The organism is Actinoallomurus sp. NPDC052308 (genome assembly GCF_040679195.1).
GTDB lineage: Bacteria > Actinomycetota > Actinomycetes > Streptosporangiales > Streptosporangiaceae > Actinoallomurus > Actinoallomurus liliacearum.
The window spans coordinates 239701-261860 of sequence record NZ_JBFAUM010000004.1 but is presented as its reverse complement, the minus strand read 5'-3'; the positions used below and the strand labels follow the sequence as shown (position 1 = coordinate 261860).

The window sequence follows — 22160 nt, the reverse complement described above, 5'->3', positions numbered from 1 at the left end:
TCGTCGCCACGAACGGCCGGGAGACCGTCGCTTCGGGTGGCCGGGAGGTCGCCGCCTCCGGTGGCCGGGAGGTCATCGGGCCGGGGCGCCGTCCCACGCCATCAGGTTCTGCAACAGCTCGGCCTGCTCGACCGCGTCGTCCAGCGCGTGGTGCGTGTGCCGCCGGCGGGACAGCAGATGACGCGGCATCCGACCCTTCACCGACCGGGTCACCGTCTCCCCGGACCGGGCGGCGTACAGCGTCTTCAGGTCGAGGAAACGCGAGTGCCCGAACGGCGACCCCGTCTCGGCGAACCGTACGAAGTACCAGTACAGGAACATCCAGTCGAAGCCCAGCGGATACGCCGCGAACACCGGCTTGCCGCCCTCCGCGCGGCCGGCCGCCTGGACCCACCGGGCCGCCGCCGACATGGCCTCCGCCGGATCACGGCCCTCCCGCAGCAGCCGCTCGCGGTCCAGGCCGCTGACCGCCAGCGCGGCCGCGTCGTACTCGTCACTGATCGGGCGCAGCTCGGCGTAGAACGTCGTGGCCTCCGGATCCCGACGCTCGAACGTCCGGCCGTCGTAGGTCCCCGCCACCGTCAGCCCGAAACTGATCATGGAGTACGGCCCCGGGATCGGGCCGTCGGCCTCCACGTCGGCCGAGATGTACACGTCCGGGGCGGTCCCGCCCGCCGACCGCGGCGTCTCGTTCCGGCTCATATCAGCCGATCATGCCGGTCGCCGGACGCCCGGTCACCTCATTTTCCCGCCGCCCACCAGGCGACGCCGGACCTCACACGTCGTCGCGCGGATCCCGCGGCGAGACCTCGTCCCGCGGTGTCCCCGTCCCGCCGCCCACCACCGGCAGCGGCGGCGGCTCCCCGCCGAACGACGGGCAGCGCTGCTGATGGTCGCACCAGTCGCACAGCCGGCTCTTGCGCGGCCGCCACTCGCCGGAGTCCATCGCCCGGCGGATCGCCTGCCACAGCGCGTCGACCTTCCGCTCGGTCGCGCGCAGATCCGCCTCGTCGGGGGAGTAACGCAGGACCTCGCCGTTGCCGAGGTACATCAGCTGCAGCAACCGGGGCACCGTGCCGTGCAACCGCCACAGCACCAGCGCGTAGAACTTCATCTGGAACAGCGCCCGCGCCTCGAAGTCCGCTCTGGGCGCCTTGCCCGTCTTGTAGTCGACCACCCGGACCTCACCGGTCGGGGCGACGTCCAGCCGGTCGATGTAGCCGCGCAGCTGCAGGCCCGACTCCAGGACCGTCTCCACGTACAGCTCACGGTTCGCCGGCTCCAGCCGCCGCGGGTCCTCCAGCACGAAGTAACGCTCGACCATCGCCCGCGCCTCGGCCAGCCACTCCGCGCGCGCCGCCTCGACGTCCGCGCCGTCGAAGAGGTCCGCCAGCTCCGGCTCCTCGGCCAGCAGCCGCTCCCACTCCGGCCCCAGCAGCTCCAGCGCCGCCGCCGGCGTGCGCTCCGCCGCCGGGATGTCGAACAACCGCTCCAGCACCGCGTGCACGAGCGTGCCGCGCACGGCCGCCGGACTCGGCCGCTCGGGGATCCGGTCGATCACCCGGAAGCGGTACAGCAACGGGCACGTCATGAAATCGCCCGCCCGCGACGGGGACAACGTGCCGATCACGCTGGCACCGCCGGAGGACGCCGCGCCGGTCTCGATGGCCGTCATGACCGCAACCCTAGGGGAGACCGGCGACAGAATCGCGCCGGAACATGCCCGCCCGCCCTCGGGGGGATCGCGCCCGACGCCCTTAGGTCCCCTTGACAGCCGGACGCGTAGCATTCCCCCCGTGGCAGACAGCACCCCCCGCGACAGCGGTCCCTCCCGCCGCCCGGGCATCCTCATGGGACGGCCGTTCGGCATACCGGTGTACGTCTCGCCGACCTGGTTCATCGTCGCGATCATCATCACTGTGATGTTCGAGCCCACCGCGCTGCGCATCGTCGACCGGCCGCAGAGCTTCCTCGTCGCCTTCCTGTACGCGGTGCTGCTCTACGCGTCCGTGCTGGTCCACGAGCTCAGCCACTCCGTCGTCGCCCGCGGGTTCGGCCTGCCCGTACGCGCCATCACCCTGCACGTCCTCGGCGGCGTCTCCGAGATCGAGCAAGAGCCGCGCACCCCCGGCCGCGAGTTCGCCGTCGCGGCCGCCGGTCCCGCGCTGTCCCTCGCGCTCGCCGGCGGCGGCTACGCCGTCCTTCACTTCGCGAGCCTGCCACCGGTCGCCGAACTCCTCGTCGAGGCGCTCACCGTCGCCAACCTCCTCGTCGGCGTCTTCAACCTGCTGCCCGGCCTGCCCCTCGACGGCGGCCGCATCGTCCGCGCCGGCGTGTGGAAGCTCACCGGCCGCCAGCGCGCCGCCACCGTCACCGCCGGCTGGATCGGCCGCGCCGTCGCCATCGCCGTCCTCGCCCTCAGCGCCGCCATGTCCGTCACCGGCGACGACCGCTGGCTCACGGTCCTGTGGGGCGCCCTCGTGGCGTCGTTCATCTGGATGGGCGCCACCGAGGCCATCCGGGTCGCCCAGTTGCGCGAGCGCATCCCGCTCCTGAACGCCCGCACCCTCGCCCGCCGCGCCGTACGCGTCCCGCAGAACCTGCCCCTCGCCGAGGCCGTCCGCCGCGCCCGCGAGGCACGGGCGGGCGCCATCGTCGTCATCGGGCACGAGGGCGACCCGCTCGGCATCGTCAGCGAGAGCGCCGTCAACGCCACCCCGGAGAACCGCCGCCCCTGGGTCGACACCGCCTCCCTCACCCGCACCCTCGACGCCGGCCTCATCCTGCCCGCCGACCTCTCCGGCGAGGACCTCCTGGCCGCCATCCAGCGCACCCCCGCCACCGAGTACCTTCTGGTCGAGCCGACCGGGGAGATGTACGGCGTGCTCGCCGCCGAGGACGTCAGCCGGACCGTCGCGAGGCCGTAGCCTTAGAACATGACCGAACCCTCCATCGCCGGTTCCCGCATGCCCAAGGTCCCGCACGGGCCGTTCCGCCCCGGCGACCGGGTTCAGCTCACCGACCCCAAGGGCCGCATCAACACCGTCACCCTGCAGGCCGGCAAGGTCTACCACAGCCACAAGGGCTCCATCCCGCACGACGAGATCATCGGCAGCCCCGAAGGCAGCGTCTTCCGGTCCTCCGGCGGCACCGAGTACCTCGCCTTCCGCCCCCTCCTCGCCGACCACACCCTCCGCATGCCGCGCGGCGCCGCCGTCGTCTACCCCAAGGACGCCGCCCAGATCCTCGCCGCCGCCGACATCTTCCCCGGCGCGCGCGTCGTCGAGGCCGGCGCCGGGTCCGGCGCGCTCAGCTGCTGGCTCCTGCGCGCCGTCGGCGAGCACGGCACCGTCTCCTCCTACGAGCGCCGCGAGGACTTCGCCGAGGTCGCCCGCGCCAACGTCGAGGGTTACTTCGGCGGCCCGCACCCCGCCTGGCGGCTGACCGTCGGCTCCCTCGAGGACGCCCTCACCGACACCGACGTCGACCGCGTCGTCCTCGACATGCTCGCCCCCTGGGAGTGCCTCGACGCCGTCGCCAAGGCCCTCGTCCCCGGCGGCATGGTCTGCGCCTACGTCGCCACCACCACCCAGCTGTCGCGCGTCGTCGAGGCGCTGCGCGAGCACGGCAACTTCGCCGAGCCGTACGCCTTCGAGACCCTGGTGCGCTCCTGGCACGTCGAAGGCCTCGCCGTCCGGCCCGACCACCGCATGGTCGGCCACACCGGCTTCCTCGCCACCGCCCGCCGGCTCGCCGACGGCGTACGCCCCCCGGCGCGGCGCCGCCGCCCCGCCAAGGGCGCCCACGGCGAGACGGCCGAGACGACGCCCCGGGAACCGGCCGCCGAAGCCGATCTGTCCGGAGAGTGACGAGAATCTCTCCACCCCGCCCGGCCCTGTCCGGACGCCAGAACTTGCGGCGTCAAGCCCCGGCGGCGATCTTTTTGCCCAGGACCGGGGGGCTTCGCCGAAGATCATCAACCTCGGGGACCTGCCACTTCATTGAGAACATGGTTCCCACGCCACGACACGAGTACCCCTGGGCCAGGTTACGGAGGCGCTCGGGATAGGTAGGGTTTCAGGTAGGTCGTCGTCTCTGCCTGAGGAGGTGACGAGCGTGGCCGCTCGTGACGATGCCGGGGCGCGTAAGGCGCAGCACGAAAAGGAGGTCCGCGACCTCCAGACGCAGGTCTCCTTCCTGGAGGAGGAGATCTCCGTGCTGCGCCGCAAGCTCGCGGAGTCCCCCCGACAAGTTCGTGTACTCGAAGAGCGCCTTCACGAGGCGCAGGCAAGTCTGGCCGCGGTTACGGGCCAGAACGAACGTCTCGTGGCGACCCTCAAGGAAGCCCGAGAGCAGATCATCGCCCTCAAGGAGGAGGTCGACCGGCTCGCGCAGCCCCCGTCGGCCTTCGGAACGTTCCTCGCCGCCCGCGAGGACGGCACGGTCGACATCTTCACCGGTGGCCGCAAGCTGCGGGTGAACGTCAGTCCGGGCATCGAGATCGACGAGTTGCAGCGTGGCCAGGAGGTCATGCTCAACGAGGCGCTCAACGTCGTCGCCGCTCTCGAGTTCGAGACGCAGGGCGAGGTCGTGATGCTGAAGGAGGCCTTCGAAGACGGCGAACGCGCCCTCGTGATCGCCCACGCCGACGAAGAACGCGTCGTCAAGCTGGCCGAGCCCCTGCGCGGAGTCCCCCTGCGCGCCGGCGACTCGCTCATGCTGGACACCCGATCCGGATACGCCTACGAGAAGATCCACAAGGCGGAGGTCGAGGAGCTCGTCCTCGAAGAGGTCCCCGACATCTCCTACCAGGAGATCGGCGGCCTCGGCCCGCAGATCGAGCAGATCCGCGACGCCGTCGAGCTGCCCTACCTCCACGCCGACCTGTTCCGCGAGCACCAGCTCCGTCCCCCGAAGGGCGTCCTGCTGTACGGCCCGCCCGGCTGTGGCAAGACCCTCATCGCCAAGGCGGTCGCCAACTCCCTCGCCAAACAGGTCGCCGAGAAGACCGGTGCCGAGGGGAAGAGCTTCTTCCTCAACATCAAGGGCCCGGAGCTGCTCAACAAGTACGTCGGTGAGACCGAGCGGCACATCCGCCTGGTCTTCCAGCGGGCCCGCGAGAAGGCCTCCGCGGGTACCCCCGTGATCGTGTTCTTCGACGAGATGGACTCCATCTTCCGCACCCGCGGATCCGGCGTCTCATCCGACGTCGAGAACACCATCGTCCCCCAGCTGCTGTCGGAGATCGACGGCGTCGAGGGCCTGGAGAACGTCATCGTGATCGGCGCCTCCAACCGGGAGGACATGATCGACCCGGCGATCCTCCGCCCCGGCCGCCTCGACGTGAAGATCAAGATCGAGCGTCCGGACGCCGAGGCCGCCAAGGACATCTTCTCCAAGTACATCCTCACGGACCTGCCGCTCCACCCTGACGACCTGAAGGAGCACGGCAGCTCTCCGGAGGCCACCGTCGACGCGATGATCCAGCGTGTCGTCGAGCGGATGTACAGCGAGACCGAGGAGAACCGCTTCCTCGAGGTCACGTACGCCAACGGCGACAAGGAAGTCCTGTACTTCAAGGACTTCAACTCCGGCGCGATGATCCAGAACATCGTCGACCGGGCCAAGAAGATGGCCATCAAGGACTTCCTCGACAGCGGGCAGAAGGGCCTGAGGGTCACCCACCTTCTCGCCGCCTGCGTCGACGAGTTCAGCGAGAACGAGGACCTGCCCAACACCACCAACCCCGACGACTGGGCCCGCATCTCCGGAAAGAAGGGCGAGCGGATCGTCTACATCCGCACCCTCGTCTCCGGGAAGCAGGGCACCGAGGCCGGGCGTTCGATCGACACCGTCGCGAACACCGGGCAGTACCTCTGACCGACGAAGAAACCCGTGGCGGCCGGAATCCGATTCCGGCCGCCACGCGGCGTTCCGGGATCTTTCCGCCCACGTCCCGCCGCGCTCTGCCGCGTCCCAGGGTGGCCGTACGAGCTCACCACGCCATGACCACGGGTTGACCCGGGTCTTGGTCCGCCCTGCACCGGCCCTTGCCCTGACGGCCGCTGAGGCCGTTCGCGGCCGGATCCGGCCTCTCCGCCCACGCCCGGTTTCGCATCACGATCCCGCCGCGCCGCACAGGACCACGCCCATCGCGCATTAGGCTCAGACCTATGAGCGTGCGGCGGGTGATGGGGATCGAGACCGAGTACGGCATATCCGTGCCCGGTCAGCCAGGGGCCAACGCGATGGTGACCTCCTCGCAGGTCGTCAACGCGTACCTCGCGGCGTCGGCGGCGAAGGCCAGGCGGGCACGGTGGGACTTCGAAGAGGAGAACCCGCTGCGCGACGCCCGCGGCTTCGACCTGGCCCGAGAGGTCGCCGACCCCACCCAGCTGACCGACGAGGATCTCGGGCTGGCCAACGTCATCCTCACCAACGGGGCCCGGCTCTACGTCGACCACGCCCACCCGGAGTACTCCACGCCCGAGTGCACCAACCCCCGGGACGCCGTGATCTGGGACAAGGCCGGAGAGCGCGTCATGGCCGACGCAGCCGCCCGCGCCGCCAGGGTCCCGGGCACCCACCCGATCCAGCTGTACAAGAACAACACCGACAACAAGGGCGCCTCCTACGGCTGCCATGAGAACTACCTCATGCGCCGGGAGACCCCGTTCTCCGACATCGTCCGGCACCTCACGCCGTTCTTCGTCACCCGGCAGGTGGTCTGCGGCGCCGGCCGCGTCGGCATCGGCGTGGACGGCCGCGGCGACGGCTTCCAGATCAGCCAGCGGGCCGACTTCTTCGAAGTCGAGGTCGGTCTCGAGACCACCCTCAAGCGCCCCATCATCAACACCCGCGACGAGCCGCACGCCGACCCGGAGAAGTACCGCCGGCTGCACGTCATCATCGGCGACGCGAACATGAGCGAGGTCTCGACCTACCTCAAGCTCGGCACCACCGCGCTGGTCCTCGCCATGATCGAGGACGGCTTCCTCACCGTCGACCTGTCGGTCGACATGCCCGTCGCGACCCTGCGGGCGATCTCCCACGACCCGAGCTGCAAGCACCTGCTCACGCTGCGCGACGGCCGGAAGATGACCGCGGTCCAGCTCCAGATGGAGTACCTCGAGCAGTCCCGCAAGTACGTCGAGGACCGCTTCGGCGGCGACGCCGACGACCTGACCGTCGAGGTCCTCGACCGCTGGGAGTCGGTCCTGCAGCGGCTCGGCGAGGACCCGATGCAGCTGTCCCGCGAGCTCGACTGGGTCGCCAAGCTCGAGCTGCTCGAGGGCTACCGAACCCGCGACGGCCTCGACTGGTCCCACCCGCGGCTGCAGCTCGTCGACCTGCAGTACTCCGACGTCCGCCCCGACCGCGGCCTGTACAACCGGCTCGCCGCCCGCGGGCGGATGGAGCGGATCGTCAGCGACGCCGAGGTCGACTCGGCGATCGAGGATCCGCCGGAGGACACCCGTGCCTACTTCCGCGGCCGGTGCCTGCGGCAGTACGCCGACTCCGTGGCGGCGGCGTCCTGGGACTCGGTGATCTTCGACGTGCCGGGCCGGGAGTCGCTGCAGCGGGTGCCGACCTTGGAGCCGCTGCGCGGCACCAAGGCGCACGTCGGGAGCCTCCTGGACCGCTGCCGCACCGCCTCCGACCTCGTGGCGGCCCTCACCGGCGAGTGACCCGCACATCCGTCCGTACGCCCTCCTCGGCCGGCGTACGGGCGGACGATCAGGGGGGTGCGACTGTGATCGCTGCACAGTTGTGACGGGTATGACCGTTTCGCGGCGATGGTCACTGGCGATAACGGCGTCAGGAGACCAACCGCCGATCGGCGTGGCGCACGCCCAGTGATCCACTCCGCGTCGGTGGCCGGCGATAGAGTCAAGGTCTCGGCACGAACGGGAGGATCACTCATGGCAACCAGGGACACCGGCGGTCAGCGGCAGACGACCCGGCGCGAGGAAGAGGTCGACGAGACCCAGGCCGCGCCCAGCGAGGACGTCCAGGAGCGCCAGGAGAAGCTCACCGACGACGTCGACGCAATCCTGGACGAAATCGACGAAGTACTAGAAGAGAACGCAGAAGAGTTCGTTCGTAGCTACGTCCAGAAGGGCGGAGAATAATAGGATATGTCCGGATTTGCCTCCGCATCCAAGCTCTGCCCGGACTGCGGGTTAGAAAAGCCTGCGTCAGAGTTCCGGCGGAACGTCAAGCGGCCTGATGGTCTCGGCTTTTACTGTCGAGACTGCGTCTCGCGGCGGGAGAAGGAGGCGTACCGCAAGCGACGAGAGCGGCAGGGTAAGGCGGTCCGGGAGCGGGTGGAAGCACCCGAGGGTCACAAGTGGTGTCCCGGCTGCAAAAGGGTCAGGCCTTTGAATGAGTGGGGGCGTAACAAGCGCAGCCGTGATGGCTACAACTCCTATTGCCGGGAGTGTAAAAACGCGCGGAGCGCTCGTGACTATCTCAGGAAGACGCATCGCCTGACGCCCGAAAGCGTGCAGCGCCTGATCGCTGAGCAAGGCGGTCGCTGTCTCATCTGTATGAAGGCGGCGGCAGAGCATGTCGACCATGACCACGTCACAGGTGAACGCCGTGGGGTCCTCTGCTTCAACTGCAACGTTGCCCTGGGGCAGTTCAAAGACGACCCGTGGGTGCTGAGGCGAGCGATCGAGTACCTCACGGGAGGACTGCTCGGCCTGCGGCCTGGAGCCGACGGAACGCTCGAGGTTGCGGAGGTTCGGCGATCTCAACCATTCCCCAGGGACGACTGGCCGGACCGGGATTTCGCGGTGCTCGGCGCCCGCGTCGGCGACGTGCCGAAGGATCCCTGGGAGACGGATGTGTTCGTGGTGGGTCCGGAACCGTCGCAGGAGCGGTTCCCCGGGCTCGACCTGAGCGACCCCGGGTTTCCAGATCGGGGCGCGTTGCCGCGGGAGCCGTTGGGGCCGCCGGAGTGGGCCTTGACGGCCGCTGACTGACGCGGTCGGGTTCGCCCTGGGCGGACGGGGGCAGGGATCACGCGGTATGCGCCTGACGTCACAGTGACAGTAGGGTCTGAGTTGCGGAGGCGCATCGCATCCGCTGCCTTTGGAAGGAGTCGTGTGACGTCGCAAGGTTCCGCGCCGGGGCGTCTGCCGGGCGCGTTCATGAGCCAGGGCCCCCCGTCGTTCACCGAGTTCCTGTCGTCGTACTCGCCGGGGCTGCTGCCGGGGTCGCGTGAGCTGCCGGCCGGGGTGTCGGCCGGGGACCAGATCCCGCACGGCACGACGATCGTCACGATCACGTTCCCGGGCGGCGTGGTGATGGCGGGCGACCGGCGGGCCACCGCGGGCAACGTGATCGCCCAGCGGGACATCGAGAAGGTCTACCGCGCCGACGAGTACTCCGCCGTCGCGATCGCGGGCACCGCGGGCATCGGCCTTGAGGTGGTGCGCCTGTTCCAGGTGGAGCTGGAGCACTACGAGAAGATGGAGGGCCGCACGCTCTCGCTGGAGGGTAAGGCCAACCGGCTCGCCACGATGGTCCGCGGCAATCTGGGCATGGCCCTGCAGGGCTTGGTCGTCGTGCCGCTGTTCGCCGGCTATGACGAGGATCAGGACAAGGGGCGGATCTTCAGCTACGACCCGGCCGGCGGGCGTTACGAGGAGCACGACTTCCACAGCATCGGCTCGGGGTCGGTGTTCGCCAAGGGCGCGCTGAAGAAGCTGTTCCGGCCGGAGCTGGCGGAGGAGGACGCGGTCGTCGCCTCGATCCAGGCGCTGTACGACGCGGCGGACGACGACTCGGCGACGGGTGGACCGGACCTGACCCGCCGGATCTTCCCGGTGATCGCCGTGGTGACGGCCGACGGGTACCGGCGGTTGCCGGACGAGGAGGTCGGGGGTCTGACGGAGCGGGTCGTCGAGGGGCGGATGCGTTCGCCCGGCGGGCCGTCGGCTCCGCTGCTGTAACGTCCGCGATCTCGAGTAGTGAACGAGTAGTAAGGAACGCCACCGGTGTCCATGCCGTTCTACGTGTCGCCCGAACAGCAGATGAAGGACAAGGCCGACTACGCGCGTAAGGGCATCGCGCGCGGCCGCAGCGTCGTCGTGCTGCAGTACGACGACGGCATCCTGTTCGTGGCGGACAATCCGTCCCGCGCGCTGCACAAGATCAGCGAGATCTACGACCGGATGGCGTTCGCCGCGGTCGGCAAGTACAACGAGTTCGAGAACCTCCGTCAGGCGGGCGTGCGCTACGCCGACGTCAACGGGTACATGTACGACCGCCGGGACGTCACCGCGCGGGGTCTGGCGAATGCCTACGCGACGACGCTGGGCACGGTGTTCACCGAGATGAACAAGCCGTACGAGGTGGAGCTCGTCGTCGCGGAGCTGGGCGAGGACGCCACCTCGGACCAGATCTACCGGCTGACCTTCGACGGGTCGGTCGCCGACGAGCACGGTTACGTCGCGATGGGCGGTCAGGCCGACCAGGTCGCGGCGGGGCTGCAGGAGCACTACGAGGAGGGGCTGTCGCTGGCCCGGGCGCTGCGGCTGGGCGTACGGGCGCTGGAGCGGCAGGACGGCGACCGGCATCTGGAGGCCGAGCAGTTGGAGGTCGCGGTGCTGGACCGGAACCGGACGCACCGGTTGTTCCGGCGGCTGCCGCCGGCCCGGATCCGGGTGCTGCTGGAGGAGGCCGGTGCCGGGAGCGCGCAGGCCGAGTCGGGTGCCGAGTCGGGTGCCGAGTCCGGCGCCGAGCCGGGTGACGCGACCGCGGAGTGACGTCCGCGCCCGTCCGCCGCGCCTGGGAAGGGGCGCGGCGGACGGGCGCCGCTGTTTGTGATCTACAACGTAAAGGCCGGTGCCGTCGTCTGCCGAACCGGTCGTCGATTCGCCGTGGCCGCCGGCGTGCCGACCGGACGCCGGCCCGCCGTACGGTGCCGTCGTGCGGCCGTCGGACGGCCGATCGCGAGGCGGGTCGTCGCATACCGCAACCTGATCTCTACCAACGGCGGCCTTCGGACGCATAGCCTTGCGGATGTGGATAGGCGCATCTTCGGGTTGGAGAACGAGTACGGCGTAACGTGCACCTTTCGCGGGCAGCGACGGTTGTCACCCGACGAGGTGGCCCGGTACCTCTTCCGCAGGGTCGTCTCGTGGGGCCGTAGCAGCAACGTGTTCCTGCGCAACGGGGCACGGCTGTACCTCGATGTCGGCAGTCATCCTGAGTACGCGACGCCCGAGTGCGACAGCGTCGACGAGCTGGTCGTGCACGACAAGGCGGGGGAGCGGATCCTGGAGGGTCTGCTCGTCGACGCCGAGCGGCGCCTCCGTGAGGAGGGCATCGCGGGTGACATCTACCTGTTCAAGAACAACACCGATTCGGCCGGTAACTCCTACGGGTGTCACGAGAACTACCTCGTCGGGCGGCACGGTGAGTTCGGCCGCCTGGCCGACGTGCTGATCCCGTTCCTCGTGACGCGTCAGATCATCTGCGGTGCCGGAAAGGTGCTGCAGACGCCGCGCGGCGCGGTGTACTGCGTGAGCCAGCGCGCCGAGCACATCTGGGAGGGCGTGTCGTCGGCGACGACGCGTTCGCGGCCCATCATCAACACCCGGGACGAGCCGCACGCGGACGCCGAGCGCTTCCGCCGGCTGCACGTCATCGTCGGCGACTCGAACATGAGCGAGACGACGATGCTGCTCAAGGTCGGCGCGACCGACCTGGTGCTGCGCATGGTCGAGGCGGGGGTCGTGATGCGCGACCTGACGCTGGAGAACCCCATCCGGGCGATCCGGGAGGTCAGCCACGACATGACCGGCCGGCGCAAGGTGCGCCTGGCCAACGGCCGGGAGGCCAGCTCGCTGGAGATCCAGAAGGAGTATCTCGACAAGGCGCGGGAGTTCATCGACCGGCGGGGCGCGGACCCGGTGGTGCTGCGCGTGCTCGACCTGTGGGAGCGGACCGTGCGCGCCGTGGAGACGGGCGATCTGGACCTGGTGGCCCGTGAGATCGACTGGGTGACGAAGTACCAGCTGATCGAGCGGTATCGGCACAAGTACGATCTGCCGCTGAGCTCGCCGCGGGTGGCCCAGCTCGACCTCGCGTACCACGACGTGCATCGGGGCCGGGGCCTGTACTACCTGCTGGAGCGCAAGGGCGCCGTCGAGCGGGTGGCCAGGGACCTGGACATCTTCCAGGCCAAGTCGGTGCCGCCGCAGACGACGCGGGCGCGGCTGCGCGGGGAGTTCATCCGCAAGGCGCAGGAGAAGCGGCGCGATTTCACGGTCGACTGGGTGCACCTGAAGCTGAACGACCAGGCGCAGCGGACGGTCCTGTGCAAGGACCCGTTCCGTTCGGTCGATGATCGCGTCGACAAGCTGATCGCGGGAATGTAGCGGCGTTCTCACGCTACCTTTAGATGCCCGCTGACAGGGTGGGGGCCTTGTCGCGATAGTCGTCGAACCGCGGAACGGTGGAGAAGATGTCTGAAGTCAAAGGCCGCGAGCAGACGCGGACGGACGAGCCGCAGGACGCCGAGGGGCGGGACGCCTCCGCGGCGGACGCCACGGCGAGCGGCGAGCCCGGAGCCGCCGAGCGGCCCGAGACGGAGGACGCCGAGGCGGCCGGCGGCGAAGCGGCCGAGCGGTCCGAGGAGGAGGACGCGACGGCGGCCGCGGACGAGGACGACGCCGAGGCCGCCGACGACGACGCCTCGAAGCGGGCCGAGGCCGAGGACGAGGGCGCGAAGGAGACGGTCGGCGAGGCCGCTGGTGCGGCGGAGCCGGCGGACGCCGAGGACACCGAGGTCGACGACGAGCCGAAGAGCCGGTTCGCCCATCCGGATCCGATCAAGCTGAAGATGCCGGCGGCCAAGGAGATCACCCGGACCGAGTTCACGCCGCACGCGCTGGGCGCCAAGGGTCGCGGCGCCCCCCGGTCGGGCACGCGGGCCCAGGCGAAGCGCCGCAGGATCCTGTACACGACGGCGACCGTGGTCCTGGTGGGACTGGTGGCCGGGGCGGCGGTCTGGTACGAGACCCGCCCGGCGCCGGCGGTCAAGGTGTCGGGCGCGTTCGGCAAGGCACCGTCGGTGAAGGTGCCCAAGGACAAGCCGCCCGTCAAGCAGCAGATGAAGGAGGTCGTGTCCGGCTCCGGCAAGGCCGTGGCCAACGGCGACCTCGTCGTCGCGCAGGTGGTCGCCTACAAGTGGGGCGCCAAGGGCGGCGGCAAGGAACTCTTGAACACCTACAGCAAGAAGCAGCCGATCGTGGGTCAGGCCGGTCAGCTGACCGGGCTGACCGCGCTGGACAAGGCGATCACCGGGCGTAAGGCGGGGACGCGGCTGGTGATGACGCTGCCGTACCAGGCGGTCGGTGACCAGATCGCCCAGTCGCTGCAGCTGGCCAAGACCGACGACTTCGTCGTGACGGTCGACGTGCTGAACAGCTTCGGCAAGACCTCTTCGGCGCAGGGCACACCGCAGAAGCTCGACGATCCGAAGCTGCCGGCGGTGACCGGTGGCGCGGGCGCCGCTCCGACCGTCAAGATCCCGTCCGCGGACGCTCCCGGCACGTTGCAGGTCAAGACCCTGATCCAGGGCAACGGCCCGGTGGTGCAGAAGGGGCAGACGCTGATCGCGCAGTACCACGGGGTGCTGTGGCGGGACGGCAAGGTCTTCGACTCGTCGTGGCAGCGCGGCGCGCCCGCGTCGTTCCCGATCGGCGTCGGGCAGGTCATCCCGGGTTGGGACACCGGCCTGGTCGGTCAGAAGGCCGGCAGCCGGGTGCTCCTCGTGGTGCCGCCGAAGGAGGGGTACGGCTCGAAGGGCTCGCCGCAGGGCGGCATCAAGGGCACCGACACCCTGGTGTTCGTCGTCGACGTCCTCGGTTCGTACTGATCGTCCGGTGTTCGGAGGTTCGCGCATGCGGCGTGTCGCCGCGCTGGCCGTGCTTCCCCTCGTCGCCGCCACGGCGTGCAGCGGGGGCGGCCTGCCCGAGGGTCTGAAGGTCGCCGGGGGCGTGGGCCGTCAGCCCACGGTGACGATTCCGGCGTCCGCCCCGTCGGGGAAGCTGAAGGTCGACACGCTGCGGAAGGGGAAGGGCTCGGCGGTCACCGACGGCGACCTGGTGGTCGCCAACTACGTCGGGTACCGCTGGAACGGCGGCGACCACAAACTGGTCGCCAGCAGCTATGAGGCCGGGCGGCCCGCCCTCTTCCCCTACGGTCGCCTGGTCACGGGCCTGAACAAGGCCCTCGAGGGGCAGCGGCCGGGCGGCCGGGTGCTGGCCGTGATCCCGCCGAGTCAGGGGTACGGGTCGAGCGGGTACGCGCCGTGGCAGATCGGCGCCGCCGACTCCATGGTGTTCGTGCTCGACGTGATCGCGACGTACCACAACGGCGCGAGCGCGCAGGGCCGGTCGCTGCCGCAGACCGACGGTGCGCTCCCGCAGGTCACCGCCGGGTCGACGCCGACGATGAAGATCCCCTCGACGGCGCCGCCGAGACAACTGCGGGTAAAGACGATCATCGAGGGCGGTGGGCCACAGGTCCAGGCGCACCAGCTGGTCGTCTTCCACGACCTGGGGCAGATCTGGCGGACGGGCAAGGTCTTCGAGTCCACGCGCGCCCGGGGACGCCCCGACTCGGCGGTGGCCGGAGCCGGTCAGATGATCAAGGGCTGGGACAAGGCCGTGGTCGGGCAGCGGGTCGGCAGCCGGGTGCTCGTCGTGATCCCGTCGAAGGACGGGTACGGGGCGAAGGGGCACGCCGCCTCGGGCATCAAGAAGGACGACACGCTGGCGTTCGTCATCGACGTCCTCGCCGCCTACTGAGCCCCGGCCACGGGGCACCGCGGCCGGGCGCCGTCCCTAGACTCGGGACGTGGACGACGTCGATGCCATCGCGGCCCTGCAGGATCCGGTACGCCGGAGGCTCTACGAGTACGTGGCCGCGCAGGATCACGAGGTGGGCCGGGCGGAGGCCGCGGACGCGGCCGGGATCCAGCGCACTCTGGCCGCCTTCCATCTCGACCGCCTGACCGAGGCGGGCCTCCTCGAGGCGGTCTTCCGGCGGCCCGCCGGGCGAACGGGTCCCGGCGCGGGCCGCCCCGCGAAGCTGTACCGGCGTTCGGTGACGGAACGCGTGGTGAGCGTGCCTCCGAGGGACTACCGCGCCGTGGCGGAACTCCTCGCCGCGGCGGTCGAGGAGGCCGGCGGCGAGGAGATCCTGGAGCGGCTGGCGCGGAGCCGCGGCCGATCCGCCGGCGCGGCCGTCGCCGGACCGTCCGGCGACCCGGGCACACGCTCGTCCGGAGGCGGGAGCGTTCGCCCGCCCGAGGTCCCGACCGTGGAGCCGCCGGCGGATGCGACCGTACGCCCGCCCGAGGACGACGTCGCGGCGGGTGAGCGGGTCGCGGCCGCGCTGCGGGCCAGGGGGTACGAGCCGTATCGCGAGGGCGGCGAGGTGCGGCTGCGCAACTGCCCGTTCCACGCGTTGGCGGTGGAGTTCCCGCCGCTGGTCTGCGGGATGAACCTGGCGCTGCTGGAGGGGCTGCTCGAGGGTCTGGAACCGACCGGGATGGTGGCGCGCATGGATCCGCGGCCGGGGGAGTGCTGCGTCGTGCTCGCTTCTAAAAATAATGATAGTTGACGTAGAGCGCCGGGTGATGATCTGCTGACCGTCATGACGGATCATCACCTCGCGCAGTTCAACGTCGGCCGCCTCCGCGAACCCCTCGACGCGCCGTCCATGGCCGAGTTCCTCGCCCTGTTCGAACCGGTCAACGTCCTGGCCGACTCCGCGCCGGGCTTCGTCTGGCGGTTGACCGACGGAGAAGGCGACGACGCGACCACCATCCGTCCCTACGGCGACGATGTGATCATCAATTTCTCGGTCTGGGAGTCGCGTGCGGCGCTGTGGGACTTCGTCTACCGGTCGGCCCACCTCGACGTGCTGCGCCGGCGCCGCGAATGGTTCCTGCGCATGGCCGAGCCGTACATGGTGATGTGGTGGGTGCCGGCGGGGTCGATCCCGTCGGTGGAGGAGGCGCGGGAGCGCCTGGACCGGGTGCGCCGGCACGGGCCGGGACCCGAGGCGTTCACGTTCCGGGAGTCGTACGACCCGGCCGGTGTCGCGGTATAAAACTTAGCGCTAAGATATATCCGCCTTGTCGCCGAGTGGTGGGAGCGGATCCGGTGTTGGACGTCGCAGATGAGATCCTCGTCGGGGGCCACTGGCGGAAGGGCGGCGGCGAGGTGATCGCGACCCGCGATCCCGCCACCGGAGAGGTCATCGCCCGTGTGCACGGCGCGAACCTTGAGGACGTCGAGCGCGCGGTCGCCGAGGGCGCGCGGGCGGCGGCCGACCCGGGATGGCGCGACCTGCTGCCGCACGAGCGGGCGCGGTACCTCGTCCGGATCGCCGATCTTATCGCCGAGCGGGCCGACGACCTGGCGCGGTTGCAGACCGCGGACACCGGAAAGTCGATCAACGAGACCCGCGCGCTGGTGGCCAGCGCGGCCGGGACGTTCCGCTACTTCGCCGCGGCGCTGGAGACCATGGAGGAGTCGCTGACCCCGCCGCGCGGGCCGTACCTCACCATGAGCCTGCACGAGCCGATCGGCGTCGTCGGCGCGATCACCCCGTGGAACTCCCCGATCGCCAGCGACGCGCAGAAGATCGCGCCGGCGCTGGCCGCCGGGAACGCGGTCGTGCTGAAGCCCGCCGAGTGGACTCCGCTCGTCTCCCTGGCCCTCGGCCGCCTGGTCGCGGACGCCGGGCTGCCGCCCGGGCTGCTGTCGGTGCTGCCCGGCCCGGGGCGTACGACCGGCGACGCCATCGTCCGCCATCCCGGCGTGGGGAAGGTGACCTTCACCGGCGGCACCGTCACCGGCCGGACCATCGGCGCGGTCGCGGCCGAGAAGATCATGCCCGTCTCGCTGGAACTCGGCGGGAAGTCACCGACGATCGTCTTCCCCGACGCCGACCTCGACCAGACGGTGGCCGGAGTGCTCTTCGGGATCTTCTCCTCGTCGGGTCAGAGCTGCATCGCGGGGTCCCGCGTCTTCATTCACGCCGACGTGTACGCCGACGTGCTGGAGCGGCTCGTCCGGCACACCGAAAGGCTGCGCGTCGGGCCGGGCGCGGACCCGGCGACCCAGGTGGCCCCGCTGGTGACGCACGCGCACCGAGACAAGGTCGCGGCGATGGTCGACCGCGCCCGGCAGGAGGGGGCCCGGGTGCGGTGCGGCGGCCGCGCGCCGGACGGGCCCGAGTTCGACCGCGGGGCCTACTACCTGCCGACCGTCCTCGACGGTCTGCCCAACGACTCGGCCACGTGCCAGGAGGAGATCTTCGGGCCGGTGCTCGTGGCGCTGCCGTTCACCGGCGAGGACGACCTGGTCGCGCAGGCCAACGACACGGTGTACGGGCTCGCCTGCGGCATCTGGACCGGCGACCACCGGAGGGCGTGGCGGGTGGCCCGGCGGATCGAGGCCGGCACGGTCTGGATCAACACCTACAAGCAGTTCAGCATCTCCACGCCGTTCAGCGGGATAAAGGCGAGCGGGATCGGGACGGAGAAGGGCCGGGACGGCATCCGCTCCTACACGCGCCAGAAGAGCCTCTACTGGGGGCTGACCGCCGAACCGCTGCCCTGGGCGGGCGTTTGAGGCGGGGCCCGGACACCCCTAGGTCTGGTCCGGGCCGGTCTCGGGCGGTGTCTGCTCGGCCAGTTCCAGGGAGCGCTCCAGCTTCCGGAGCAGCCGGCCGAGCTGGCGCTGTTCGGTGTCGGTGAGCCCGGCCAGCATCCGCTTCTCGTTGGCGAAGTGGGCGGCGGCCACCGTGTTGATCGCTTCGAGTCCCTTGTCCGTCAGCCGGGCGTAGACCACTCGCCGGTCGTCCGGGTCGCGCTCCCGGATGACCAGGCCGGCCTTCTCGAGCCGGTCGAGCCGCAGGGTGATGCCGCCGGTGGTGACCAGCGCGATCTCGGCGAGCTCCCCGGCCGTCTTGCGGTACGGCGCGCCGGAGCGGCGCAGGGCCGCGAGCACATCGAAGGCCGCCATGTTCAGGCCGTAGCGGTCGAACAGGTCGCCGAGCAGGCCCTGGTAGCGGATGAAGCTGCGGTGCAGCCGCCCGAGGACCTCCATGGGGGTGGCGTCGATGGAGGGCAGCTCGCGCTCCCACTGCTCCAAGATCAGGTCGACCGCGTCCGGCCGCCCTGATGATCTGCTCGTCATACGTCGGTCGGGGAGAGGGGCGCGGGCCGTCCTCTCCCTCCTCCTTCCGGTGGGGCCTCTGAGGGGTGTGAAAGCCAGTGCCAAACGTACCGGGAGGCGGAGCGGGGGAAGTGCGGAACCTTGTGCGGGGCGCGCCGCGATGCTAAAAACCTTAGCGATAGTTTGCTTAGCGCTAAGGATCTTCGGGGTGTGCGCGATCGGCTCGACGCGGGCGCCCGGATGAACGGTCAGGAGGCGAAGGGATGCGCGTGCTCCCCGCCGGGCTCGTGGCGCCCACACAGCGCACGATCCCGGATTTTCGACTGCATCGGCCGCGCACGATCGCCGAGGCGGTCCTGGCCGGCTCCGCCGACGGCGCCGTCTACGCCCAGGGCTGCACCGACCTGTTCGCCCGGTTCCGCGAGGGGCTGGACTGCTCCTCCCTCGTCTGGCTGGCGGACCTCGAGGAGCTTGCCCGCATCGACTGGGACGGCACGACGCTGGCGATCGGCGCGGCGGTCGGGCACCACACCGGCTCGGGCGACTCCGCGGTGCGCACCGCGCTGCCCGGCCTCGCGGCCGGCTGGCGACGCATCGCCAACCACCGCATCCGGCTCCGGGCCACCATCGGCGGCAATCTCATGGCCCGGCGCACCCGATACGAGATGTCGATCATGCTCGACGCCCTGGGCGCGGAGCTCCTCTTCGCCGCGCCGGACGGCGGGCGCGCGCTCGCCCCGGCCGACCTGTGGGCCCGGCGCGAGCCGCACGGAGCGCTGCTGCACACCATCCGGATCCCCGAGGTGCCCGGTACGTGGTTCGGCTACGAGCGTTCACTGCGGCCGCTGCTGACGGTGGCCGCCGCCGTGCGCGGGGACACCGTCCGGATGAGCGTGGGCTCGGAGTACACCCGTCCGTACGCCGTCGAGGCGCCGGTCGGCACCGCGCCGGCCGACATCGCCGCGCTGCTGCCGGAGGAGATCGGCGACGCGGCCGGAAGCGCGCGGTACCGGCGGCACGCGGCCGGCGTCCTGCTCGGCCGGCTGCTGGCACGGTTCACCGCCGGAGAGGAGCACGTCGGATGAGCGAGCCGATCACCATCGAGTTCGACCTGGACGGGGAACGGCGGTCCGAGCGGATCGCGCCGAACACGGTCCTGCTCGACCTGTTGCGCGACCGCTGCGGCCGGCTCGGCGTGAAGGCGTCGTGCGAGCGCGGGGTCTGCGGCGCGTGCACGACCCTGATCGACGGCGCGCCCGTCGCGTCCTGCGGCGTCTTCGCCTTCAGCCTGGACGGCGCGTCGGTGGAGACGATCGAGGGCCAGGGCAGCGCGGACGATCTCGGTCCCGTGCAACGGGCCTTCGCCGAGTGCGGCGGATTCCAGTGCGGTTACTGCACGCCGGGCATGGTGATGCTGACGACCGCCCTGCTCCGGGAGCATCCGGAGCCCGACGACGAGCTGATCCGGTCGTGGATCTCCTCCAACGTCTGCCGCTGCACCGGATACCAGATGATCATCGACTCGGTGCGCCGCGCGGCCGAGCTGGCCCGTGAGGAGCGCGGATGAGCGAGGGACACGCCGCCGTCGGCGCCGGGACGGGCCAGAGCGCGGGGCATGCCGCCGTCGGCGCCGGGACGGCGCAGGGTGACGGGCACGCCGTCGTCGGCACCGCGGCGCGCCGCGGTGACGCCGCCCCGAAGGTGACCGGCGGCGCGCGCTACAGCGCCGACGTCCGGCTGCCGGGCATGCTGCACGCCAAGGTGCTGCGGAGCCCGCACGCGCACGCCCGGGTGGTGTCCGTGGACGCGACGCGGGCGCGGGCACTGAACGGTGTGCACGCCGTGCTCACCCGCGACGACCTCGGCGGCCTGTCCCCGACCTACGGGTACTTCGTCAAGGACCAGCCGGTCGTCGCCATCGACCGGGTCCGCTACGTCGGTGACGTGGTGGCGGCGGTCGCCGCCGTGGACGAGAGGGTCGCGCTGCGCGCCCTCGAGCTGATCGACGTGGTGTACGAGCCGCTGCCCGCGGTCCCGGACATCGACGCCGCGCTCGCCGCCGACGCGCCGGAGCTGTTCGAGGAGGCGCCGCCCGGAGTCGTCCCGCCGTACGGCACGGGCGCCTCGGGGCGCCTGCGGCCGCGCCGTAACGTCTGCTACGAGTTCCGGTACGAGACCGGCCCGGAGGACGCCTGGGCCGAGTGCGACCACGTCTTCGAGGACACGTTCGTCTTCTCCCGGATGAACCACTTCCACCTGGAGCCGTTCGTCACCGTCGCCGACGTGCGCGGCGAGCAGATCGAGATCTGGACCTCGACCCAGAACCCGTTCCCGCTGCGCAAGGAGCTGGCCCGGGTCCTGCGGGTCGAGGAGAACCGGATCCGGGTGCACGTGCCGTACGTCGGGGGCGGGTTCGGCGCGAAGCACAACTGCAAGACCGAGCCGATCGCCATCCTCCTGTCCCGCATGGCCGGGCGCCCGGTGCGGTACTGCCTCACGACCGAGGAGGGCTTCCTCACGCTCAGCCAGCACTCGGCCGTGCTGACGGTGCGGACCGGGGTGCTGGCCGACGGCACGTTCGTCGCGCGGGACAGCACGGTGCTGCTGGAGGCGGGCGCCTACTCCGACGGCAGCCCGCTGGTCGCGGAGAAGGCGGCCTACCGGATGCCCGGGCCGTACCGCTGGAAGCGCGTCGAGTCCTCCTGCGAGTGCGTGATGACCACCACGACGCCCACCGGCCCGTTCCGCGGCTTCGGCGCGACGCAGTCGACCTGGGCGAGCGAGAGCCAGGTCGACATGATCGCCCGCCGCCTCGGCATGGACCCCTACGACCTGCGGATGAAGAACCTGAAGGAGCTCGGCGAGCCGTTCGTGCCGGGGGAGAGCGGCATCGACAGCGACCTGGCCGAGGGCCTGGACGTCGTCGCCGACGCGCTGGGGTACCACGCGCGTGCGCGCACGCCGAACCGCGGGATGGGCCTGGCCATCGGGTTCAAGGACGGCGGCGGCGTGAACAAGCCGGCGCAGGCCCGCGTGAAGGTCTCCACGGCCGGCGACGTGTACGTCAACTGCGGGACGGTGGAGATCGGCCAGGGCGCGTCCACCGCGCTGTGCCAGGTCGTCGCGGAGGTGCTGGGCGTCCCGCTCCGGCGGGTGGTCTACGCCCCGATCAACACCGACGTCACCCCCTTCGACCAGGGCACCAACGCGTCCTCGGGGATGACCGTGATGGGGCAGGCGGTGCTGCGCGCCGCCGAGGCGGTCCGCGCGCAGGTGCTGGAGTTCGCGGCGGGGCGGCTCGGCTGCGCGCCGGCCGACCTCACCCTGCGGGACTGGGCGGTGCGGCGTGGGGACGAGGTCACGCCGCTGCCCGGCCTCATCATGGCCGTCTTCGGCGGTACGGGCTTCGAGTTCTCCGGCTCGGGGTTCTTCAAGGCGCCCAACTCGCCTGAGGCGCCGCTGGACGCGCCGTGCGTGTTCTGGGAGATCGGCTGGGCCGGCGCGGAGGTCGAGGTCGATCCGGACACCGGCAAGGTCACCGTGCTGCAACTGGTGGCCAGCGGGGACGTCGGCAAGGCCGTCAACACGCTGATCTGCCGCGGCCAGGACGAGGGCGCGGCGGTGATGGGCCTCGGCCAGGCGCTCTTCGAGGAGATGCGTTTCGACGGCGGCGTCCTGCTGAACGGCGAGGCGCTGGACTACCGGGTGCCGATGGCGGAGGACCTGCCGGAGCGGTTCGTCTCGATCACCCAGGAGCAGGGGCACGGCCCCGGGCCGTTCGGCGCGAAGGGCGCCGGCGAGGGGGCCATGGTCCCGGTGGCCGCGGCCATCGCGAACGCGGTGCACGACGCGACGGGGGCGCGGATCAGCGCGCTGCCGCTGTCACCGGAGCGGGTGTTCGACGCGCTCCGGGCCCGCTAGACCGGGCGGCGGCCGGCTCCCCAAAAT

20 protein-coding genes are annotated in these 22160 nt (G+C 70.9%); 17 read left to right on the top strand and 3 right to left on the bottom strand.

Translation table 11 applies throughout. From position 1 onward, the window contains the following. Positions 1-72: 72 nt before the first annotated feature. Entirely contained in the window at positions 73-702 is a 630-nt protein-coding gene (locus tag AB0L00_RS15820; protein ID WP_364433876.1) for an exonuclease, read from the bottom strand. A 73-nt stretch (positions 703-775) separates the two neighbouring features. After that, a complete protein-coding gene (locus AB0L00_RS15815; RefSeq protein ID WP_364398345.1) occupies positions 776-1675 on the bottom strand; it encodes a PD-(D/E)XK nuclease family protein in 900 nt (299 codons plus the stop codon). Positions 1676-1796: 121 nt separating this feature from the next. On the opposite strand from AB0L00_RS15815, the gene AB0L00_RS15810 reads away from it, so the two are divergent. The 14 genes from AB0L00_RS15810 to AB0L00_RS15745 all read left to right on the top strand — a co-directional run bounded on the left by AB0L00_RS15810 (position 1797) and on the right by AB0L00_RS15745 (position 17666). Continuing rightward, on the top strand, positions 1797-2927 hold the full coding sequence (locus AB0L00_RS15810; RefSeq protein WP_364433873.1) for a site-2 protease family protein: 1131 nt from the start codon (positions 1797-1799) through the stop codon (positions 2925-2927). Between the two features lie 9 nt (positions 2928-2936). Beyond that, the gene (locus tag AB0L00_RS15805) at positions 2937-3869 is read left to right on the top strand and encodes a tRNA (adenine-N1)-methyltransferase (RefSeq protein WP_364433870.1); all 933 of its coding nucleotides are present in this window, start codon (positions 2937-2939) and stop codon (positions 3867-3869) included. A 238-nt stretch (positions 3870-4107) separates the two neighbouring features. Next, positions 4108-5880: a proteasome ATPase gene (gene arc, locus AB0L00_RS15800; protein ID WP_364433867.1), complete on the top strand. Its 1773-nt coding sequence runs from the start codon at positions 4108-4110 to the stop codon at positions 5878-5880. A gap of 293 nt (positions 5881-6173) precedes the next feature. After that, the gene (gene dop, locus AB0L00_RS15795; RefSeq protein WP_364433864.1) at positions 6174-7688 is read left to right on the top strand and encodes a depupylase/deamidase Dop; all 1515 of its coding nucleotides are present in this window, start codon (positions 6174-6176) and stop codon (positions 7686-7688) included. Between the two features lie 234 nt (positions 7689-7922). Continuing rightward, on the top strand, positions 7923-8132 hold the full coding sequence (locus tag AB0L00_RS15790; RefSeq protein WP_252805181.1) for a ubiquitin-like protein Pup: 210 nt from the start codon (positions 7923-7925) through the stop codon (positions 8130-8132). Positions 8133-8138: 6 nt separating this feature from the next. After that, positions 8139-8987: an endonuclease VII domain-containing protein gene (locus tag AB0L00_RS15785; RefSeq protein WP_364433861.1), complete on the top strand. Its 849-nt coding sequence runs from the start codon at positions 8139-8141 to the stop codon at positions 8985-8987. Between the two features lie 168 nt (positions 8988-9155). Continuing rightward, on the top strand, positions 9156-9959 hold the full coding sequence (prcB, locus tag AB0L00_RS15780; protein WP_364434449.1) for a proteasome subunit beta: 804 nt from the start codon (positions 9156-9158) through the stop codon (positions 9957-9959). A 51-nt stretch (positions 9960-10010) separates the two neighbouring features. Next, the gene (prcA, locus tag AB0L00_RS15775; RefSeq protein ID WP_364434446.1) at positions 10011-10775 is read left to right on the top strand and encodes a proteasome subunit alpha; all 765 of its coding nucleotides are present in this window, start codon (positions 10011-10013) and stop codon (positions 10773-10775) included. Between the two features lie 258 nt (positions 10776-11033). Further along, entirely contained in the window at positions 11034-12392 is a 1359-nt protein-coding gene (pafA, locus tag AB0L00_RS15770; RefSeq protein ID WP_252783541.1) for a Pup--protein ligase, read from the top strand. A gap of 86 nt (positions 12393-12478) precedes the next feature. Then, positions 12479-13894 carry an FKBP-type peptidyl-prolyl cis-trans isomerase gene (locus AB0L00_RS15765; RefSeq protein WP_364433858.1) on the top strand — a complete coding sequence of 472 codons (1416 nt, stop codon included), beginning with the start codon at positions 12479-12481 and terminating at the stop codon, positions 13892-13894. A gap of 25 nt (positions 13895-13919) precedes the next feature. Further along, positions 13920-14828 (top strand): FKBP-type peptidyl-prolyl cis-trans isomerase, encoded by a 909-nt coding sequence (locus AB0L00_RS15760; RefSeq protein ID WP_364433855.1) that lies wholly within the window; start codon positions 13920-13922, stop codon positions 14826-14828. A 49-nt stretch (positions 14829-14877) separates the two neighbouring features. Beyond that, the gene (locus AB0L00_RS15755; protein ID WP_364433852.1) at positions 14878-15645 is read left to right on the top strand and encodes a transcriptional regulator; all 768 of its coding nucleotides are present in this window, start codon (positions 14878-14880) and stop codon (positions 15643-15645) included. A gap of 33 nt (positions 15646-15678) precedes the next feature. Further along, positions 15679-16137: a DUF3291 domain-containing protein gene (locus AB0L00_RS15750; RefSeq protein WP_364433849.1), complete on the top strand. Its 459-nt coding sequence runs from the start codon at positions 15679-15681 to the stop codon at positions 16135-16137. A gap of 56 nt (positions 16138-16193) precedes the next feature. Next, positions 16194-17666, top strand: a complete 1473-nt coding sequence (locus AB0L00_RS15745) for an aldehyde dehydrogenase (protein WP_364433846.1) — start codon at positions 16194-16196, stop codon at positions 17664-17666. Positions 17667-17684: 18 nt separating this feature from the next. On the opposite strand, the gene AB0L00_RS15740 is transcribed toward AB0L00_RS15745, so the two are convergent. Further along, a complete protein-coding gene (locus tag AB0L00_RS15740) occupies positions 17685-18233 on the bottom strand; it encodes a MarR family transcriptional regulator (protein WP_345346719.1) in 549 nt (182 codons plus the stop codon). Between the two features lie 242 nt (positions 18234-18475). On the opposite strand from AB0L00_RS15740, the gene AB0L00_RS15735 reads away from it, so the two are divergent. The 3 genes from AB0L00_RS15735 to AB0L00_RS15725 are packed head-to-tail and all read left to right on the top strand — an operon-like array spanning position 18476 to position 22133. Next, a complete protein-coding gene (locus AB0L00_RS15735; RefSeq protein WP_364433842.1) occupies positions 18476-19297 on the top strand; it encodes an FAD binding domain-containing protein in 822 nt (273 codons plus the stop codon). Further along, a complete protein-coding gene (locus tag AB0L00_RS15730) occupies positions 19294-19779 on the top strand; it encodes a (2Fe-2S)-binding protein (RefSeq protein ID WP_364433839.1) in 486 nt (161 codons plus the stop codon). The genes AB0L00_RS15735 and AB0L00_RS15730 overlap by 4 nt, the downstream gene beginning before the upstream one ends. Then, the gene (locus AB0L00_RS15725) at positions 19776-22133 is read left to right on the top strand and encodes a xanthine dehydrogenase family protein molybdopterin-binding subunit (protein ID WP_364433836.1); all 2358 of its coding nucleotides are present in this window, start codon (positions 19776-19778) and stop codon (positions 22131-22133) included. The genes AB0L00_RS15730 and AB0L00_RS15725 overlap by 4 nt, the downstream gene beginning before the upstream one ends. The last annotated feature ends 27 nt before the right edge of the window (positions 22134-22160 follow it).

What these genes read in the sequence shown, in the direction of transcription:
- AB0L00_RS15805 (WP_364433870.1), top strand. Translation starts at nt 2,937, where the DNA reads ATGACCGAACCCTCCATCGCCGGTTCCCGCATGCCCAAGGTCCCGCAC.
- AB0L00_RS15725 (WP_364433836.1), top strand. Translation starts at nt 19,776, where the DNA reads ATGAGCGAGGGACACGCCGCCGTCGGCGCCGGGACGGGCCAGAGCGCG.
- AB0L00_RS15785 (WP_364433861.1), top strand. Translation starts at nt 8,139, where the DNA reads ATGTCCGGATTTGCCTCCGCATCCAAGCTCTGCCCGGACTGCGGGTTA.
- AB0L00_RS15790 (WP_252805181.1), top strand. Translation starts at nt 7,923, where the DNA reads ATGGCAACCAGGGACACCGGCGGTCAGCGGCAGACGACCCGGCGCGAG.
- AB0L00_RS15760 (WP_364433855.1), top strand. Translation starts at nt 13,920, where the DNA reads ATGCGGCGTGTCGCCGCGCTGGCCGTGCTTCCCCTCGTCGCCGCCACG.
- AB0L00_RS15750 (WP_364433849.1), top strand. Translation starts at nt 15,679, where the DNA reads ATGACGGATCATCACCTCGCGCAGTTCAACGTCGGCCGCCTCCGCGAA.
- AB0L00_RS15820 (WP_364433876.1), bottom strand. Translation starts at nt 702, where the DNA reads ATGAGCCGGAACGAGACGCCGCGGTCGGCGGGCGGGACCGCCCCGGAC.
- prcA (WP_364434446.1), top strand. Translation starts at nt 10,011, where the DNA reads ATGCCGTTCTACGTGTCGCCCGAACAGCAGATGAAGGACAAGGCCGAC.
- dop (WP_364433864.1), top strand. Translation starts at nt 6,174, where the DNA reads ATGAGCGTGCGGCGGGTGATGGGGATCGAGACCGAGTACGGCATATCC.
- AB0L00_RS15735 (WP_364433842.1), top strand. Translation starts at nt 18,476, where the DNA reads ATGCGCGTGCTCCCCGCCGGGCTCGTGGCGCCCACACAGCGCACGATC.
- prcB (WP_364434449.1), top strand. Translation starts at nt 9,156, where the DNA reads ATGAGCCAGGGCCCCCCGTCGTTCACCGAGTTCCTGTCGTCGTACTCG.
- AB0L00_RS15815 (WP_364398345.1), bottom strand. Translation starts at nt 1,675, where the DNA reads ATGACGGCCATCGAGACCGGCGCGGCGTCCTCCGGCGGTGCCAGCGTG.
- AB0L00_RS15740 (WP_345346719.1), bottom strand. Translation starts at nt 18,233, where the DNA reads ATGACGAGCAGATCATCAGGGCGGCCGGACGCGGTCGACCTGATCTTG.
- AB0L00_RS15765 (WP_364433858.1), top strand. Translation starts at nt 12,479, where the DNA reads ATGTCTGAAGTCAAAGGCCGCGAGCAGACGCGGACGGACGAGCCGCAG.
- AB0L00_RS15730 (WP_364433839.1), top strand. Translation starts at nt 19,294, where the DNA reads ATGAGCGAGCCGATCACCATCGAGTTCGACCTGGACGGGGAACGGCGG.